The following is a 17,385-nucleotide window of genomic DNA, read 5'->3' as shown; positions in this document are numbered from 1 at the left end:
TCTGCCTGGCAGCACAACCATCGTATTCTGTATTCAGGCCTGTTAGGGGCTGCTCCGACTCTTATTTAGCTGATGATAAAATCCCTCAAAGCCACTGGCCACCAACTCGCTGATTCGTCTTTCCAACTTACCGTACTGCGCAAGGAAGTAGCCGATACGCTGCATTTGCCGCTGTTTCACGAGAAGCTGAAAGGTGCCAGCCTGTTTCCTCTCACGCCGGTGACACCCGCTGTTCTGCAAATCAACGTGGGGAAGATGTGCAATCAGGTGTGCCGGCATTGCCACGTCGATGCGGGGCCTGACCGCAAGGAAATCATGACCCGCGAAACCATGCAGTATTGCCTGGACGCGTTAGCTCAAACCAGCATCCCAACAGTGGACTTAACGGGTGGAGCGCCCGAGATGAACCCCGACTTCCGCTGGTTTGTAGAGGAAATCACCAAGTTGGGCCGCAAGGTGCTGGTGCGCTGCAACCTTACCATCATCGTTGCCAATAAGAAGTACTACGACCTACCCGAGTTTTTCAAGCTGCACGGCGTGGAAGTGGTTAGTTCGCTGCCGTTCTACAGCGCCGACAAAACCGACCGCCAGCGCGGTGATGGCGTGTTCGAGGATTCGGTCCGGGCCTTGAAGATGCTCAATGCCGTAGGCTACGGCCAGGAAGGCTCAGGCTTGGTGCTGAACCTGGTCTACAATCCGGCCGGGGCTTTTTTGCCGGGCGGCCAGAAAGGCTTGCAAGACCAATTCAAGCGGGTGTTGTTCAAAGACCATGGCATCGTCTTCAACGAGTTGTTTGCCATCACCAACATTCCCGTAAGCCGCTACCTCGACTATCTGATTGAATCCGGCAACTACGCCGGCTACATGGAGAAGCTGGTTAATGCCTTCAACCCCGTGGCAGCCGCTGGTGTTATGTGCCGCAACACCATTTCGGTGGGTTGGGACGGGGGCTTGTACGACTGCGACTTCAACCAGATGCTGGACCTAACCGTGGCCAGCCCAATACAGCACATCCGCGACTTCGACGCTGAGGCGCTTAGTGAACGTGGCATTGTTGTCAATCAGCACTGCTATGGCTGTACGGCCGGCGCTGGCTCTAGCTGCGGCGGCACCGTGGCATAAGCTACCACCTTATCGTCTTCGCTGCCTGCCAACCAGTTTCTACCTGGCAGCCGACAAGCCAACACCCGACACAGGGGCGTCAAACGCCTTTGTGCCGGGTGTTGGCTTGTTGAGGGAGTCCGTTACTTCGCAGTCGTGACCGGGGTAACTGAAAAGTCCTCGAACTCCACAGGGAAGCCTTTGCCATCGGGAGCCGCACACATCAGTCCGACTTGCACCTTGCGGCCGGGTGTAGGTGGGAAGTAGGCCAACCGCAGCATTTTAAACTCTTTATTGTCGAAGGAATATTGAATTTCCACGTAGTCTCCTTTGCGCAGCAGCGTCAGCCACATGGCCTTGGGGCTGTCTTGACGCGGCACCACCGACCAGTCGGATACCTCCCGCGTGACTACAGCACTCACATTCTGCACACCCTTCACGTACTCGATGCCGGTCTTGATCCAGTTCTTTTCATCGAGACGGATCATCAGTCCTGCTTGGTCGTATAGTTCGCGGTACTGCCCCACCACCTTCACCTTGGCTAGAAAGTCGCCTTCCTGCTCATGGAAGTAGAAGTGGCCGTTGTCGCGAATGAAGCCGTAGTGCGTGACGCGCCAGAAATCGGTGCCGCCCTCCACCTGCACCTGCAGCTTCGTGGCCGTTACCGTAGCTTTTTTAGGAGGATTCAGCCAGCGCATCGTAGACAAGGTTTGGGCCCAGGCGGAACTGGTTAGGAACGAGGCCGCCGCAAACAGAAAAACACGTTTCATGTAAGTGAGAAAGAGGGATTGAAGTGCAATAATAAGCCCAGGTAAGTGGTACTACCCGGAACACGCTGAGTTCATCCAGAGTATCGGCCACAAGCTCGCTCAAAACCAGACCTATTAGCGGCATGATAAAGCCATATGCAAGGTCAGATACGTCCATAAATACCTCTCTCGAAATCTTATTTTCGTAGCTCAACAATAAAGTATGTAGATACACTATATAGCAGCATTTAACTTAGTATCTTTATGGCGTTTCCCGTATTCCTGATTCTCTGAAAACGGAGTAGCATCATTTCTCCAGCTTTCTTTTCATGGCTACTTCTTATTTGCTCCGCCCCGCCGACGAAGCCCATCGGCTTCTTGCCTTGCGGCCTTATCAACTGATAACTGCCGAGCCTGACCCCTTATTGGACGAAGTGGTGCGCCTAACCGCTTCTCTCTTCAGTACGCCAATTGCCATTGTGGCGCTGGTTGAGGACACTACCGTACATTTTGGCTTGAACGTTGGGCTGCCAGCGGGCACGCAACGGGAGCGTCGGGAGGAAAGCGTATGCTCGGTAGCTATTTTGCAAGAGGAAACCACGGTGTACGAAAATCTGCCGATCAACCCCTGTGAGCTGGCCGAACCGGGCTTAATTGACCGTCTGGATTTACAATTCTACGCGGGGCATCCACTGCTCACCGCCGACAGGCAGCCAGTGGGCGTACTTTGCGTCCTCGACCATCATCCTCGCCAATTCGATTACGAAGACCGGGCACTGCTGGTGCGGCTGGCCGAGTTGGTAATGCAGTTGATGGACCTGCGTCTTACGTCCACCTATAAGCCCGAAGTAGGCGCTTCGATGTGGAACCGGCTCTACGACCGTGTGGAAGCCTCCGTGAACCGGCTGGGAACCCTGGCCGCATTAGCTCAGTGGGAAGAAAACTCGGAAACGGAAGTTGCCGTTGCGTACCGCCTCTCCACCCGGGAAGAGATTGGCCGGGTGCTGGACGCATTGCAAGACATGATAAAACAAGCGTTAGCCTAGCTCGAGCTCCATCGGTGTTGCTAGCTGTTGCGTAGGGCCGTCCCTGCTAGGAGAAGCCGCCTCGCACCGTGACTGGGCACGAGGCCACCGTATGCACGATATAGCAGATTCAAGCAGGCTTTTAACTAAGCCCGTGCTCAACCAAGCGGGCAAGCCCCCTGGCTGGGCTAGGTAGCTCGCTTGAATCTTCTATCTTTGAATACGTTGCCTTCCCACCTTTTGCACCGCGGTAATTCCTTGATTAGCGTGCGGCTTTTCCAAACTCGAATACTCCCCTTGCTGGCGCCTGTTTGGGTGCTACTGGCAGGCTGCGGCCATACCGTCCAGCGGCCCGCCTACCGGATCGGCTTCTCGCAGTACAGCGTGGCGGGGCCGTGGCGACGCTCCATGCTCGAAGGCATGGAACGAGAGTTGAGCTTTCACCCGGAAGTACAGCTTCAGATGCTGAACGCCGAAAACAACAGCCAGCGCCAGCAACAACAGATTCGAGAGCTGCTGCGCACCGATATTGATTTGCTTATCGTTTCACCCTACGAGGCGGCTCCCCTTACGCCGGCCGTGGAAGAAGCTTTTCAGCGCGGCGTGCCGGTGCTGCTACTAGACCGCCGTATCAACTCCGACAAGTACACCGCCTACGTGGGGGGCGACAACCAAGAAGTTGGGCAGCTAGCCGCCCGGTTTGCAACGCGGCTGCTGCATCAGCAGGGCAACATCATCGAGATTCTGGGGCTGCCGGGTTCTTCTGCCGCTTCCGGTCGGCACCAGGGCTTTATTCGGGCGCTGGCGGCCTCTCCCGGAGTGCACGTCGTGAGCCAGATCAATGGTACCTGGCAGAAAGCCGACCTCAAGCCCGCCTTGAAAGCCGCCTTGAAGGCTCATCCGGAAGTAACCCTGATTTTTTCGCACAACGACGGCATGGCCCGCGGGGCGTACGAGGTATGCCAGGAGCTCGGCTTAACCAAGCAGGTCCGCATTATCGGGGTGGATGGGCTGGTGGGCAAAGGCCGGGGGCTGGACTTGGTGCAGCAAGGCGTGCTGGCGGCTACGGTGCAATACACGCCCGGCGGCGAAGAAGCCATCCGCACGGCGCTGAAGATATTGAACAAAGAGCCCTACCAGCGGGAAAACACGCTGGGCACTCTCCTTATTGATTCGGCCAATGTGCTGGCCATGCAGCAGCAAACCGATAAGCGCGACATCGAGCGGCAACATCGGCTCCTGCAAAGTTTGCGCGCGACGTATGCCAGCCAGCAAAGTATCCTGTACGGGCTGATAGCCACGCTGCTGGGAGCCGTGGTATTGGGTGCTACTGCCTGGTACTCAGCGCGGCGCAACCGCCAGATCAATCAGCAGTTGGCTGTCCAGAATGCCGAAAACGCTAAGATCAACCACCAGTTGGTGAAGCAGAACGAGGAAATTCTCTCGCAGCGCAACCAATTGGAGGTGCTAGCCGAGCAGGCGCGGGCGGATACGGAAGCCAAGCTGCGCTTCTTTACCAATTTTTCGCACGAGTTACGCACGCCGCTCACCCTGATTATGGGTCCGGTGGAAGAACTCCTGACGAGCAGCCCCGACCTGAGCAGTATGCAGCGCCAAGACCTGACCCTGGTGCGGCGCAACACCCAGCGGCTACTGCAACTAGTGAATCAGCTACTCGACTTCCGCAAAATTGAGGTGGGCAAAATGGCGGTGCGGGCCACCAAGGGCAACCTGGTAGAGTTTGTGCGCGACATCGTGGACTTGTTTGAAAAGCCGGCTCAGCAGCGGGGAGTGCGCATCCGGTTTCTGGCCGCTGACCCCGAGCTTACTGGCTGGTTTGACGGCAACGTGCTAGACAAAGTGTTTTTCAATTTGCTGTCTAATGCTCTCAAGTTCACTCCCGACAAAGGCCAGATTACGATTAGCCTCCAAGCCATCAACGAGGGCCAGGCGTTGCGGGTAAGCGTAGCCGACACCGGGCGCGGCATCAGCGACCAAGACCGGGCTCACATTTTCGAGTGGTTTTACCAAGGCGGCCAAGAGGCGGGCACCAAGGGCTCAGGCATGGGGTTGGCTTTGGCCCAGGGCCTGATACGCCTGCATCAAGGGCAGTTAACGTTCAGCAGCCAGCCCGGCCACGGCAGCACGTTCACCGTAACGCTACCCCGCGAGCTACCCGAACATCTGCGCTCCACCGAGCAACTCACCACTGCCTTCGCTCCCGTTGAACCGGAAGCAATTGCCAGCAGCTTCAAAGCCGAAGAAACCTCGCCGGCTGCCGCTACGGACAGTGAAACGCTGGTCCTGGTGATAGAAGACAACGCGGAGGTCAACGAGTTTGTGGCCCGCAAGCTGCGTCCGCACTTCCGCGTGCACGCCGCCACCGACGGCCACACCGGCCTGCGCCTGGCCACCGACCTGATTCCCGACCTCATCGTCTGCGACGTGATGATGCCCGGCCTCAGCGGCCTCGAGCTCGTGGCCCAGCTGCGCCAGGACTGGCGCAGCTCCCACATCCCGGTGGTGCTGCTCACGGCCCGCAACGCGCCCGAGCAGCAGGTCGAGGGCGTGCAGGCCGGGGCCGACCTCTACCTGACCAAGCCCTTCAACCCCACCTTCCTGCTCGAGAGTGTGCGCACGCTGCTCACCAACCGCGCCCACCAGCGCGAGCATTTTCGGCGGGAGATGCTACTGGAAACGCCTCCCGCGGCAATCAGCCCCGACCAGAAATTCCTGGCTGATCTGACGGCAATAGTGGAAGCCAACTACACTCGTTCCAACTTAAGTGTAGAAGACATTGCCCGCAGCTTGGGCATCTCGCGCATGCAGCTCTACCGCAAGGTCAAGGCCGTGCTCGGCACCGGCGTTACCGACTTCATCCAGCACCTGCGCCTGACCAAAGCCCGCGAATTGCTGCTCGACGAAACCCTGTCTATCACTGACGTAGCCTACGAAGCAGGCTTCTCGTCCCTCTCCTACTTCTCGGCCAGCTTCAAAGCGCGCTACCAAGTGTCGCCCTCCGAGTTCCGGACTTTGCAACTGGCCTCTCCTAACTGAAGGATTTTCTTAAAAACGCGCAATAAAATCACAAACGAGCTCCCACCGGGCTCGTTTTTTCATTTTGTATACCTCTGTAAATCATATACTTATATAATATTAACAGGTGAACAACATTTGATACAAATCAACAAATGTTTGGCGCGGGCTTGCTACACATTTGTAGCACCCATCACCCCTGTGGCTGCTTCCACCAGCCAATAAGTCGCTCTTTCCATGCTGGCTTGCTGTGGCGCTTGCGCTACACCAAGCGTGCGGCTACTACCACTCTTACTCCCTCCCTTAAGCGCTGAGTGCCATGCAAAAATTTACCCACCTGCTGCTACCCGCGGCATTAGCTTTATCTCTCTCGGCCCAGGCCCAAACCCGACAAGTCACGGGCACTGTATTGAGCGCCACCGACCGGTCGCCGCTACCGGGGGTGTCGGTGATTATTAAAGGCACCACCACTGGTACGTCCACCGACGCCAACGGCAAGTTCACGCTACCCGTACCCACGGGCAACGACCCGGTGCTGATTTTCTCGTTTATCGGGTTCGAGCCGACCGAGGCCCGAGTAGGGAGCAACTCGGTGGTGGAGCCCGTACAGCTGAAAGAGAAAACCACCGAGCTGGACGATGTAGTGGTGGTGGGCTACGGCACTCAGCGCAAGCGCGACGTAACGGGCTCGGTGGCCTCTATATCGGCCGAGCAGGTAGCCGAAACCCCCATTGCCCGCGTCGACCAGATTCTGCAGGGCCGCGTAAGTGGAGTGCAGGTAACGCAAACCAACTCCGAGCCCGGCGGCAACGTCTCGATTCGGATTCGGGGCACCAACTCCATCAACACCGGCAACGAGCCGCTGTTTGTGGTGGATGGCTTCCCCGGCGGGGGCGACCTGAACTCCATCAACCCCTCGGATATCGAGTCGGTGGAAATTCTCAAGGATGCCTCGGCCACGGCTATTTATGGTTCACGCGGAGCCAACGGTGTGGTGCTCATCACCACCAAAAAGGGTAAAGCGGGGCGCAACACCATCAATTTCGAGGCCTATACGGGAGTGCAGGTGGTGCGCAACAAGTATGAGCTGATGAACGCGCGCGAGTTTGCCGAGTACCTCAACGACGTGCAAACCCAGGGCAACGAGGGCTCCGCCAGCCCACTACCACTGCCGTACACCCAAGAGCAGATTGACGCCTTGGGCGAAGGAACCGACTGGCAGGACGAGATTCTGCGTCCGGCGCGCATGAGCAACTACCAGCTCAGCTTCAATGGCGGCAACGACGAAACCCGCTACAACCTCAGCTTCAACTATTTCGACCAGCAAGGTATCATCCTGAATTCCGGCTTTCAGCGGGGTACCATCCGCCTGAACCTGGACCGCAAAATCAGCCGCAAGCTGAGCTTCAGCTTGGCCAGCCAGATTGCGGGCACTCTCGAGAAACGGGCGCTGGTGAACTCGCAGGGAGGCAGCTTTGGCGGGGTGCTGCTTGATGCGCTGCGCATCAGCCCTATTGTGCCGGTGCGCGACGAGTTCGGCCAATATGTGTACTCCAACAGCCCGCTACCCTACGTGGAGGACGTGGGCAACCCAGTGGCCTATGCCAACAAAACCAAGGACAACCGCACCACCGGCCGCGGGCTGTTCAACGTAGCCGGCAACTACGAGCTGCTAGAGGGCCTGACCCTGCGTGTAACCGGCGGCCTAGACTACCGCACCACGCAAGCCGACGTGTACCGGCCCTCCGACATTTTCTTGGGCCGCCTCACCAACGGCTCGGCCACGCGCGGCGAAACCAACCGCTACAGCTGGCTTAACGAAAACACGCTCACCTACGACCGCAAGCTCAACGAGAACAACGCCCTGAATGTAGTGGCAGGTCTGACCTTTCAGCGGTTCTACGGCAATAACTTCGGCACCTCGGTCAACAACTTCTTTACTAATACATTAGGCTCCGACAATCTAGCCCTTGGCGCCAATATTCTTACACCAAACTCGGGCCGTTACTCCAATTCGTTGGCCTCGTATTTCGGTCGCGTTAACTACCGCTTATTCGAGAAGTATCTGTTTACGTTCACGATGCGGGCCGATGGCTCATCACGCTTTGGGAGCAATAACAAGTGGGGTTATTTCCCTTCGGCAGCCTTTGCTTACCGAATTATCGACGAGCCATTTATGAAAGGTCTCGGCTTTCTGAGTGACCTGAAGCTACGCCTCGGCTACGGCGTGACCGGCAATCAAGAAATAGACAACTACCAATCGTTGGCGCGCTATGGGGCTGACGGCTATGCCTCGGGCAGCAACCGTCTGGTAGGGCTAGTGCCGCTGAATATTCGCAACCCCGACCTGCGTTGGGAATCCACGGCGGCCAGCAACGTGGGCATAGACCTGGCGTTCCTGCAAAACCGCATTTCTATCACCGCCGACGCGTACTACAAGAAAACCACCGACCTGCTGCTGCGTGTGTCCACGCCGCGCACAACGGGCTACCCTGATATTTACTTAAACGCGGGCAGCGTACAAAACAAGGGCGTCGAGTTTGCCTTGAACACCACCAACTTCGACTCCGAGAAGTTTTCGTGGAATACCAACCTCAACATATCCTTCAACCGCAATGAGGTGCTGGATTTGAACGGCGAATACGAGCGATTTGTGGGCAGTTCCAGCTCCAGCCTGTTTGTGGGGTCGGGGTTGGGACAAACCAGCATTCTGCGCATCGGGGAGCCGATTGGCTCGTTCTACGGCTACGAGTTTGATGGCCTTTGGCAGTCGGTGGAAGAAATCCGGAACAGTGGCACCCGAACCGTGGTGCGCCCTGGCGACCCGCGCTACCGCGACCTGAACGGCGACGGCGCCATCACGCCTGTTGACCGTTCCATCATCGGGCGGGCCCAGCCCGATTTCATCTACGGGGTAACCAACGGCTTCAAGTACGGCAACTTCAACCTGAGCGTGTTCATCCAGGGCGTGCAGGGCACCGATGTGCTGAACCTGAACCGCTACGAACTGGAATCGGGCCTAACCTCCACCAACAAGCTGCAAACGGTGGTAAACCGCTGGACGCCCACCAACACCGACACTACTATTCCGCGGGCGGGCAGCACTATCCGCCGCTCCACCGGCATCGTGAACGATGTGCTGGAAGACGGCAGCTTTGTACGCCTTAAAACCGTGACGCTGGGCTACACCCTGCCCAAGTTCGGCAAGGTTGTGAAGTCGGCTAGCGTGTACGTGACGGCGCAAAACCTGGTGACCTGGACTGATTACTCGGGCTACGACCCAGAAGTCAACTCGTTTGGGTCCGACAACCTGAGTTTGAACACCGACTACAACGCCTTCCCGAGTACGCGCACCTTCATTGCGGGCCTGAAACTAGGCTTCTAGTTCGCGCACCCACTTTCCCACCTGACTACCGATGAAAAAATATACCATCCTGCTCAGCTTAGCGATGCTAAGCCTCTCTTCCTGCGAGAAGTTCCTTGAAGAAAAGCCTTACGACTTTATTGCCGCCGAAAACTTCTACAAGAGCGAAGGCGACGCCGTGGCGGGCCTCAACGGCGTGTTCAACGCCCTGCTCCCCCAAACCTACTTCGGTCGCACCGGCTGGCAAATCACGGAACTACCGGCCGACCTAATTCGGGTGGGTTCCAGCACCGACGAGCGCGCCCAGCTTTCGCGCTTCACTTATACCTCTACCAACACCGAAATCAACAGTTGGTGGACCAACACCTACCGGATGATCAACCGGGCCAACGACGTCATCGAGAAGGTGCCCAGCGTGAACATGGACGAGGCGCGCCGCAACAACATCGAGGGCAACGCACGGTTTCTGCGGGCTATGGGCTACTTCGACTTGGTGCGCTGCTTCGGCGACGTGCCGCTGGTGCTCGCCACTGTGAAAGGCCCTTCCGACGATATTCGGCCGCCCCGCGCGCCCTTGTCGCAGGTGTACGAGCAGATTATCACCGACTTGCAGTTTGCTGAAGCGAATTGCTTTCCAGAAAACCAGATAGCAGCGGGCGAGAAAGGCCGGGTATCCAGCGGAGCAGCTACCGCCCTGCTGGCCAAAGTCTACCTGACCCGCGCCACGAGCAGCGCCGCTCAGGGCACCGACAACCAAAGTGCTCTTAGCGCTTGCAACCGCGTTATCGCCTCCAACACGTACCGCCTGCTGCCGGTCTACGGCGACGTGTTCGACCCAGACAAGGAAAACGGCCCTGAGCACATCTTCTCGATTCAGTTTGACTTACCCCCGAACACGGGCAGCATCATTGTACGGCAATTTTTACCTTCTCAACTCAGCGGGCTCGGCACGTTCACGGTGGAAGATGCCTTCGTGGCTTCCTACGCCGCCAACGACGCGCGCCGCGCCTGGAACATCAGCAACCAAGCCGGCACCACCACGCTACCACGCTACTACTTCAACAAGTTCCGCGACCCCAAGCGCATCGTCAACGATTCTCGGGTCAACTACCTGATTACGCGCTATGCCGATGTACTGCTTATGCAGTCGGAAGCACTCAACAACCTGAACGCCACCGACGCCACCAAATATCAGGGCCTCAACGCCGTGCGGACCCGGGCGGGCCTGGCACCCCTCACTGGCACCACCACCAAAGACGCTTTCGTGGATTTGCTGGTGAAGGAGCGCGCCTGGGAGCTATGCCAGGAAGGGCACCGCTGGTTTGACCTGGTGCGGCTCGAGCGCCTGCGCCAAGCTGTGCAAGCCAGCACCCCCACGCGGGTAGTCGACGACAAGTACTACCTGTTCCCGCTGCCGCAACCCGAGTTGTTGCTGAACCCGAACCTGACGCAAAACCCCGGTCATATTTAATGGGTGCTCTTAGAAAATGGCGCGGCGGCTTGCTGTTCTGGATACTGCTGGTTGCCGCTGGGGCAGTGCAAGCGGCCCCCACACCTACCTTCCTGCTGCTTGATGCCACCGACATGGCCGCTTACAAAGCCGCCTACAAGCGCGGCGGCAAGCTAGAAACGCAGCAAGTGCAGGCGGTGCTTACGCAGGCCGAAACCGCACTCAAGCACGAGCTGTACACCATCGTCAGCAAACCGCAGCTGCCTCCCAGCGGCGACAAACACGATTTCATGTCGCAGGCACCGTACTTCTGGCCCGACCCGAGCAAGCCGAATGGGAAACCCTACTTGCAAAAGGATGGCCTGGTGAACCCGGAGGCTAAGGCCATGAAAGACGACGCCAACCTGGCGGGCGTGTGCAAGGATGTGAAGACGCTGGCCTTGGCCTACTACTTTTCCGGTGACGTCAAGTACGCCACTAAAGCCACCCAGCAACTGCGCACCTTTTTCCTCGACCCGGCCACCCGCATGAACCCGAACTTAAACTACGGGCAGGGTATCCCCGGAACAACGGAGGGCCGCAGCTACGGCATCATTCAGACGCGCCACCTAGTGGAAATTCCGGACGCCCTGGCCTTGCTTGCTGGCAGCCTGAGCGTAAACCAGCCGCTGATAAACGGCTTGAAAAGCTGGTTTAGTGCGTACACCGAATGGCTGACAACCAGCAAGCTCGGTAAAGCCGAAGGCAACAACGTCAACAACCACGGCACGTTCTACGATGTGCAAGTGGTGGATTTCGCCTTGTTCACGGGCAACCAAGCCCTAGCCCGCCGCATTCTTGAAACCCAGACGCTGCCGCGCATTGCCGTGCAGTTTGACACCGAGGGCGGGCAGCCGCTGGAACTAGCCCGCACCCGGCCGTGGAACTACACCTCCATGAACCTACAAGGATGGGTGCAGCTGGCTGTTTTGGCCCGGCATGTGGGCGTGGATTTGTGGAACTACACCTCCCCTGACGGCCGTAGTTTGCGCAAAGCAGTGGTGTGGCTACAACCCTATCTGCTGCGGGAAAAGCAGCTGGAACGCGCCGACGTAACGCCCACGTCCAACCAAATGGCCCTGACACTCTACCAGCGGGCAGCCAAAGAATATACTGCGCTGAACGCAGCGCAGGTACTGGCGCTGTATCCTGATTTCCAGGCAGCACCCTGGGCTCTGTAGCAGCGCCCGAATACTCCACCTACGGTAAACTGAAAACTTCAACTCCTCCCCTGGCGGGCACCTTGGCGCCAACACGCCACTGCCTGCCAGGGGAACAGGACAGGTACGACTGTGCAAAAAGCTAAACTACTTGTGGCCTTGCTCGGCTTATGCATGGCGGTGGCCCTTCCTTCCCAGGCGCAACGCGCCTCCCGCCTAACCGCCGAGTGGGAATACGTGCAACAGGATTTGGGCGGCGTGTGGGAAGCCGTACGGCCTGTGGGCGCCGGCAACCCCGAGAGCGTGCCGTTCTGGCAACCCGTGGCCCTACCCCACTGCTTCAACGCCCGCGACGCCGTGGCTCCCAGTGCCAACTACTACCAGGGGCCCGGCTGGTACCGCACCCAGCTCGCCGTTCAGAACCCCTATGCCAACGGCCGCACCCGCCTGCATTTCGAGGGTGCAGGTCAGAAAACCGACGTCTACATCCACACCACCAAAGTTGGCAGCCACGTGGGGGGCTATGATGAATGGACGGTGGACATAACGAAAGCCGTAGCCGACTTTCAAAAAACCGAGGCGTACAAAGAGCAGTTCAAGGGTAAAATTCCGCTTAGTATCCGCTGCGACAACTCCCGCGACCTGGAGATGCTACCCTCCAACTTGTCGGACTTCAACGTGTACGGTGGCCTGTACCGCTACCTGAACCTGGAATACCGGCCAGCCCTGTCACTGGAGCGCCTGTCGGCTAAAGCGGAAGTGGATGCCGCCGGCAAAACCGGCTCGCTGCTCCTGAAAGCTTCTTTTCTGCCTACTAGTACGCCTAGCAGCTCGCCAGTTCCTGTAGTAGTTCGGTTGCTGGACCCGCGGGGCAAACAGATAAGCAAATTCCAGGGTACCCTACCCGTAACGGCGGAAGAGCAGGACATACACCGCTTTGCCCTGAAGAACCCGAAGCTGTGGTCGCCAGCGCAGCCGCAGCTGTACACCGTAGACGTGACCGTTGGTACGGGTGCGGAAGCCTATCACCAGCAAGAGAAAATAGGGTTTCGCCACGCCGAGTTCGTTGAGAAGGGTCCTTTCAAGCTCAACGGCCAGCGGTTGCTCCTGCGCGGTACCCACCGCCACGAAGACCATGCCGGCGTAGCCGCCGCCATGACCGAACCCATGATCCGGCAGGAAATGGTGATGATGAAGCAGATGGGCGTCAATTTCATTCGCCTGGGCCACTACCAACAGTCGCGCATCGTGCTGAACCTGTGCGACTCGCTGGGTATTCTGGTGTGGGAAGAAATTCCGTGGTGCCGTGGCGGGCTGGGTGGGCCCGTGTACCAAGCGCAGGCCAAGCGCATGCTTACCAATATGGTGCAACAGCATTACAACCACCCTAGTGTCATCATTTGGGGCCTCGGCAACGAAAACGACTGGCCCGGTGACTTTCCCGAGTTCGACAAACAGAAAATCCGAGCCTTCATGACCGAGCTCAACGACTTGTCGCACCAGCTGGACCGCTCGCGCTATACCGCCATCCGCCGCTGCGACTTTTGCAAGGACATTGTGGACGTGTACTCGCCCTCGATCTGGGCCGGCTGGTACCGTGGCATTTACACCGACTACAAGGAAGCCACCGAAAAAGAATTTCAGGGCGTAAAACGCTTCCTGCACGTGGAATGGGGCGGCGACAGCCACGCTGGCCGTCACTCCGAAAACCCCGACAACGCGCTGGCGGAAATAACGGCCAGCAAGGAAGCCGACGAGCGGGCCGGCGACGCCTCCCTGTTTGGGGGCAGCGCCCGCGTTTCCAAAGACGGCGACTGGAGCGAAAGCTACCTCTGCAACCTGGTGGATTGGCACCTGAAAGAGCAGGAAACCATGCCTTGGCTGAGCGGCACCGCTTACTGGCCGTTCAAGGACTTCTCGACCCCCGTACGCCCCGACAACCCCGTACCCTACATGAACCAGAAGGGTGTGGTAGAGCGCGATTTCACGCCCAAAGAAGCGTACTACGTGTTCCAGTCGTACTGGACCACCGCGCCCATGGTGCACCTCTACGGCCACTCCTGGCCGGTGCGCTGGGGGGCCGAAGGTGAGTTGAAAATGGTGAAAGTGTATTCCAACTGCGCGCAAGCCGAGCTGTTTGTAAACGGCAAAAGCTACGGCGTGAAAAAGCGCGACAGTCAGAATTTTCCCGCGGCCGGTTTGCACTGGAACGTGCCCTTCCTGACCGGCAACAACCAGCTCCGGGTGGTGGCCCGGCAGGGCAAGGAAACGGTAGAAGACAACCTGACTTTCGGCTACCAAACCCAGCCCTGGGGCAAACCCGCCAAACTAACCCTGCAAAAAGTAGCCGAGGCAAACGGGCAAACCACCGTAGAAGTGAAGCTGCTCGATGCCCAAGGGGTGCAGTGCCTGGACGCCGTGAACTGGGTGGAGTTTTCATTGGCCGGCGCGGGCAAGCTATTCGATGACTTGGGCACAAGCAGCGGTTCACGCAAGGTGCAGGTCTATAATGGCCGCGCTATTATCCGCCTCCACGCGCAGCCGGGCAAAACCGCCGTGGCCGTACAGTCGCCGGGACTAGAGCCGGTTCTACTGACGCTATGAGTTGCCATTACAACAGTCGTAAGCGTCCACTGGGCAGTGGCTCCGGCCTAACTGCAACCGCCACCAGAATTGTCTTGCTGCTACTAGTGCTGGTAAGTGCTTTCCGCGAGTCCGATGCGAGCAGCAAGCCAGCTAATCGGCTCCAGCGCCAAGCCGTGGCCGTGTTGCGGGCGCAGGTGCTCGCGCAGGCGGCGTGGGCCCTCCAGCAAGCTCCGGTTACCGTAACCAGCAGCAGTTGCCCCCGTAGCGCAGGCGGCCCCCACGACTTCTTCTCCGAGGGCGACTATTGGTGGCCGGACCCCAACAACCCCACGGGCCCTTACGTCCAGCGCGATGGCCAGACCAATCCGGAAAACTTCGTGGCCCACCGCCGCGCCATGATCCGCTTTAGTCGCATTGTGGGTGCGCTGGCGTCGGCCTACCAGCTAACCCACGACGAGCAATATGCGCGTCAGGCCTTGGTACATCTGCGGGCGTGGTTCACCGATCCGGCAACGCGCATGCATCCGTCTTTGCAGTACGCGCAAGCCATTATGGGCCGGTTCACGGGCCGCGGCATTGGCATTATCGATACCATTCAGCTACTCGAAGTGGCGCAGGGCGTGCTGGTGCTGCAACAGTCCAAGGCCTTCAATCACCAGGACCTAGCGGGTATCAAAGGGTGGTTTGCGCAGTACCTGACCTGGCTCACGACGCACCCGTACGGCAAAGACGAAATGCATGCTGCCAACAACCACGGCACCTGTTGGGTGATGCAGGTGGCCGCTTTCGCTCGCCTCACAGGCAACCAAGAATTGCTTACGTTCTGCCGAGAGCGGTATAAGACGGTGCTCCTGCCCACCCAAATGGCAGTCAACGGGTCCTTTCCATTGGAGACCAAGCGCACCAAGCCCTACGGCTATTCCCTGTTCAACCTGGATGCCATGGTGATGCTATGCCAGATATTAAGCGTTCCGCACGACAACCTTTGGACCTACCAAACCCCGGATGGCCGCAGTATCCGTCGCGGCATTGAATACCTCTACCCCTACGTAGCCGATAAGCAGGCTTGGCCCTTCCCTAAGGATGTCATGTACTGGCATAATTGGCCGGTGGCCCACCCGTTTCTAGTGCTTGGAGCAGTCCAGTTCGGCAACAACTCCTGGTTGGCCACCTGGCAGCGCCTCGACCATGCCCCGGAGGTCGAAGAAGTGATTCGCAACCTGCCGGTGCGCAACCCCCTGATTTGGCTCAAGTAGATCGTTACCCATTACCTACAGCCAGCGGCACCGCGCTACTTCCGGCGAAACCTTACCTCAGACGATATAGAGATGAAAAACATTCTCATAGGCGTTGGATTGACCGTACTAAGTACCCAAGCATTCGGTCAGGCGGCTCCAATTAAAAAGACACTGAAACTTGCTGAAACGCAAGCTTCCCTATTGCTAAAGCAAGTGCCTCAAGCCATGCAGGCGAAGCCTGCGGCTCCCGGCAAGCCCGCTCCTGTCTCGCCTCGCACGCTCACACCCGACGGTGAACTGGCGTTGGTGCCTTCTCGCGACTGGACCAGCGGTTTTTTTCCTGGGTACCTCTGGCTGCTGTATGAGGCCACCGGCAGGCAGAAGTGGCGAGCTGCCGCTGAAACCTACACAGCCAACATCGAGCCCGAGAAAACCAACGCCACCACGCACGACATGGGCTTCAAGGTGTATTGTAGCTTCGGGACCGGCTACCGTCTCACCCAAGACCCCGCCTACCGCGCTGTTATTCTGGAGGCCGCACGTACGCTGAGCACACGCTTCAACCCCAAAGTAGGTGCGCTCCGCTCCTGGGACCACCACCGCGACACTTGGGGCTATCCGGTCATCATCGACAACATGCTGAACCTGGAGTTGCTCTTTGCCGCCACCCGGCTGTCCGGCGACTCCTCGTTCTACCGAATAGCCGTCAGCCATGCCAACACCACGCTACGCAACCACTTCCGCCCCGACTTCAGCTCCTATCACGTCGTCGACTACGACACACTCACGGGCCAAGTAGCCAAGAAAACCACCCACCAGGGCTTCGCGAATGAGTCGGCATGGGCCCGTGGGCAGGCGTGGGCGCTCTACGGATACACCATGTGCTACCGCGAAACCAAAAACAAAGCCTACTTAGTCCAAGCTGAGAAGGTGGCCCGCTTTATTTTCAATCATCCCAACTTACCCAAGGACCTGATTCCCTATTGGGATTTCAACGCGCCCAACATCCCCAACGAGCCGCGTGATGCCTCGGCGGGCGCTGTTATTGCGTCGGCGCTATACGAGCTTAGTGCCTACAGCCCTGCCAACTCGGCTCTCTACCGCAACAAAGCCGAGTTAATAACCAGCAACTTAACCAAACACTACACGGCCAAACCAGGCAGCAGTCATGGGTTTTTATTACTGCACAGCACTGGTTCTAAGCCCGCCAACAGCGAGGTGGACGTACCCCTCATTTATGCCGATTATTACTTCTTGGAAGCGTTGCTAAGAAGCAAGAACAGCGGAGTTGGCAACGGCCTATCCAACAAGTAAAAGCCATTTCCGGATGTTCCCAGCAGACCATTCATACTCATTGGCCTAGAAAACCGCAACGTAATTTTCATTCTCACCAAGCAGATCGGCAGCGGTATTAGCACACAGTTTTATGCTGGAAGCGCCGCATACAAGCGGCATATTATCATAATGTAAGGCCACCACAAGTAGTGCACTTTCAGTTGTGACAGGCCTTTTCCGAAAACGTTTGCGGTAATTAATTCGCTTTGTTAGGTTCTGGTATGCAGGCGATTTAGGTACTTACTCTACGTAGTGCTGGGCAGCGCTATGGAATTGTATCACTTCTACGCCAGCGCCGAGCC

10 protein-coding genes are annotated in these 17,385 nt (G+C 58.0%); 9 read left to right on the top strand and 1 reads right to left on the bottom strand.

The window, feature by feature from the left end:
* Positions 1 to 75 precede the first annotated feature (75 nt).
* Entirely contained in the window at positions 76 to 1,122 is a 1,047-nt protein-coding gene (gene arsS, locus MTX78_RS10965) for an arsenosugar biosynthesis radical SAM (seleno)protein ArsS (RefSeq protein WP_243802865.1), read from the top strand.
* Between the two features lie 122 nt (positions 1,123 to 1,244).
* On the opposite strand, the gene MTX78_RS10960 is transcribed toward arsS, so the two are convergent.
* A complete protein-coding gene (locus MTX78_RS10960) occupies positions 1,245 to 1,871 on the bottom strand; it encodes a DUF1349 domain-containing protein (protein WP_243802583.1) in 627 nt (208 codons plus the stop codon).
* A 308-nt stretch (positions 1,872 to 2,179) separates the two neighbouring features.
* Between MTX78_RS10960 and MTX78_RS10955 the strand changes: the two genes are divergently transcribed.
* From MTX78_RS10955 to MTX78_RS10920, 8 genes are all read left to right on the top strand, one after another.
* Positions 2,180 to 2,896 (top strand): GAF domain-containing protein, encoded by a 717-nt coding sequence (locus tag MTX78_RS10955; protein ID WP_243802581.1) that lies wholly within the window; start codon positions 2,180 to 2,182, stop codon positions 2,894 to 2,896.
* Positions 2,897 to 3,100: 204 nt separating this feature from the next.
* On the top strand, positions 3,101 to 5,932 hold the full coding sequence (locus MTX78_RS10950; protein WP_243802579.1) for a substrate-binding domain-containing protein: 2,832 nt from the start codon (positions 3,101 to 3,103) through the stop codon (positions 5,930 to 5,932).
* A gap of 298 nt (positions 5,933 to 6,230) precedes the next feature.
* The gene (locus MTX78_RS10945) at positions 6,231 to 9,296 is read left to right on the top strand and encodes a SusC/RagA family TonB-linked outer membrane protein (RefSeq protein WP_243802577.1); all 3,066 of its coding nucleotides are present in this window, start codon (positions 6,231 to 6,233) and stop codon (positions 9,294 to 9,296) included.
* Between the two features lie 31 nt (positions 9,297 to 9,327).
* Positions 9,328 to 10,746 carry a RagB/SusD family nutrient uptake outer membrane protein gene (locus MTX78_RS10940; RefSeq protein WP_243802575.1) on the top strand — a complete coding sequence of 473 codons (1,419 nt, stop codon included), beginning with the start codon at positions 9,328 to 9,330 and terminating at the stop codon, positions 10,744 to 10,746.
* Positions 10,746 to 11,945: an alginate lyase family protein gene (locus MTX78_RS10935; protein ID WP_243802573.1), complete on the top strand. Its 1,200-nt coding sequence runs from the start codon at positions 10,746 to 10,748 to the stop codon at positions 11,943 to 11,945. Before MTX78_RS10940 ends, MTX78_RS10935 begins: the two co-directional genes overlap by 1 nt.
* Positions 11,946 to 12,056: 111 nt before the next feature.
* Positions 12,057 to 14,528, top strand: a complete 2,472-nt coding sequence (locus MTX78_RS10930; protein ID WP_243802571.1) for a glycoside hydrolase family 2 TIM barrel-domain containing protein — start codon at positions 12,057 to 12,059, stop codon at positions 14,526 to 14,528.
* Complete coding sequence (locus MTX78_RS10925; RefSeq protein ID WP_243802568.1) at positions 14,525 to 15,766, top strand: alginate lyase family protein; 1,242 nt, start codon at positions 14,525 to 14,527, stop codon at positions 15,764 to 15,766. Before MTX78_RS10930 ends, MTX78_RS10925 begins: the two co-directional genes overlap by 4 nt.
* A gap of 72 nt (positions 15,767 to 15,838) precedes the next feature.
* Positions 15,839 to 17,062 carry a glycoside hydrolase family 88 protein gene (locus tag MTX78_RS10920; RefSeq protein WP_243802567.1) on the top strand — a complete coding sequence of 408 codons (1,224 nt, stop codon included), beginning with the start codon at positions 15,839 to 15,841 and terminating at the stop codon, positions 17,060 to 17,062.
* Positions 17,063 to 17,385: the final 323 nt, after the last annotated feature.

Origin of the sequence: Hymenobacter tibetensis (genome assembly GCF_022827545.1) — a bacterium.
GTDB classification, from domain to species: domain Bacteria; phylum Bacteroidota; class Bacteroidia; order Cytophagales; family Hymenobacteraceae; genus Hymenobacter; species Hymenobacter tibetensis.
The sequence above is the reverse complement of the archived record's forward strand: the minus strand, read 5'-3'. Positions and strand labels throughout refer to the sequence as shown.

Coding starts and splice junctions, on each gene's coding strand:
- MTX78_RS10945 (WP_243802577.1), top strand. CDS start 6,231: ATGCAAAAATTTACCCACCTGCTGCTACCCGCGGCATTAGCTTTATCT.
- MTX78_RS10960 (WP_243802583.1), bottom strand. CDS start 1,871: ATGAAACGTGTTTTTCTGTTTGCGGCGGCCTCGTTCCTAACCAGTTCC.
- MTX78_RS10935 (WP_243802573.1), top strand. CDS start 10,746: ATGGGTGCTCTTAGAAAATGGCGCGGCGGCTTGCTGTTCTGGATACTG.
- MTX78_RS10925 (WP_243802568.1), top strand. CDS start 14,525: ATGAGTTGCCATTACAACAGTCGTAAGCGTCCACTGGGCAGTGGCTCC.
- MTX78_RS10920 (WP_243802567.1), top strand. CDS start 15,839: ATGAAAAACATTCTCATAGGCGTTGGATTGACCGTACTAAGTACCCAA.
- MTX78_RS10940 (WP_243802575.1), top strand. CDS start 9,328: ATGAAAAAATATACCATCCTGCTCAGCTTAGCGATGCTAAGCCTCTCT.
- MTX78_RS10955 (WP_243802581.1), top strand. CDS start 2,180: ATGGCTACTTCTTATTTGCTCCGCCCCGCCGACGAAGCCCATCGGCTT.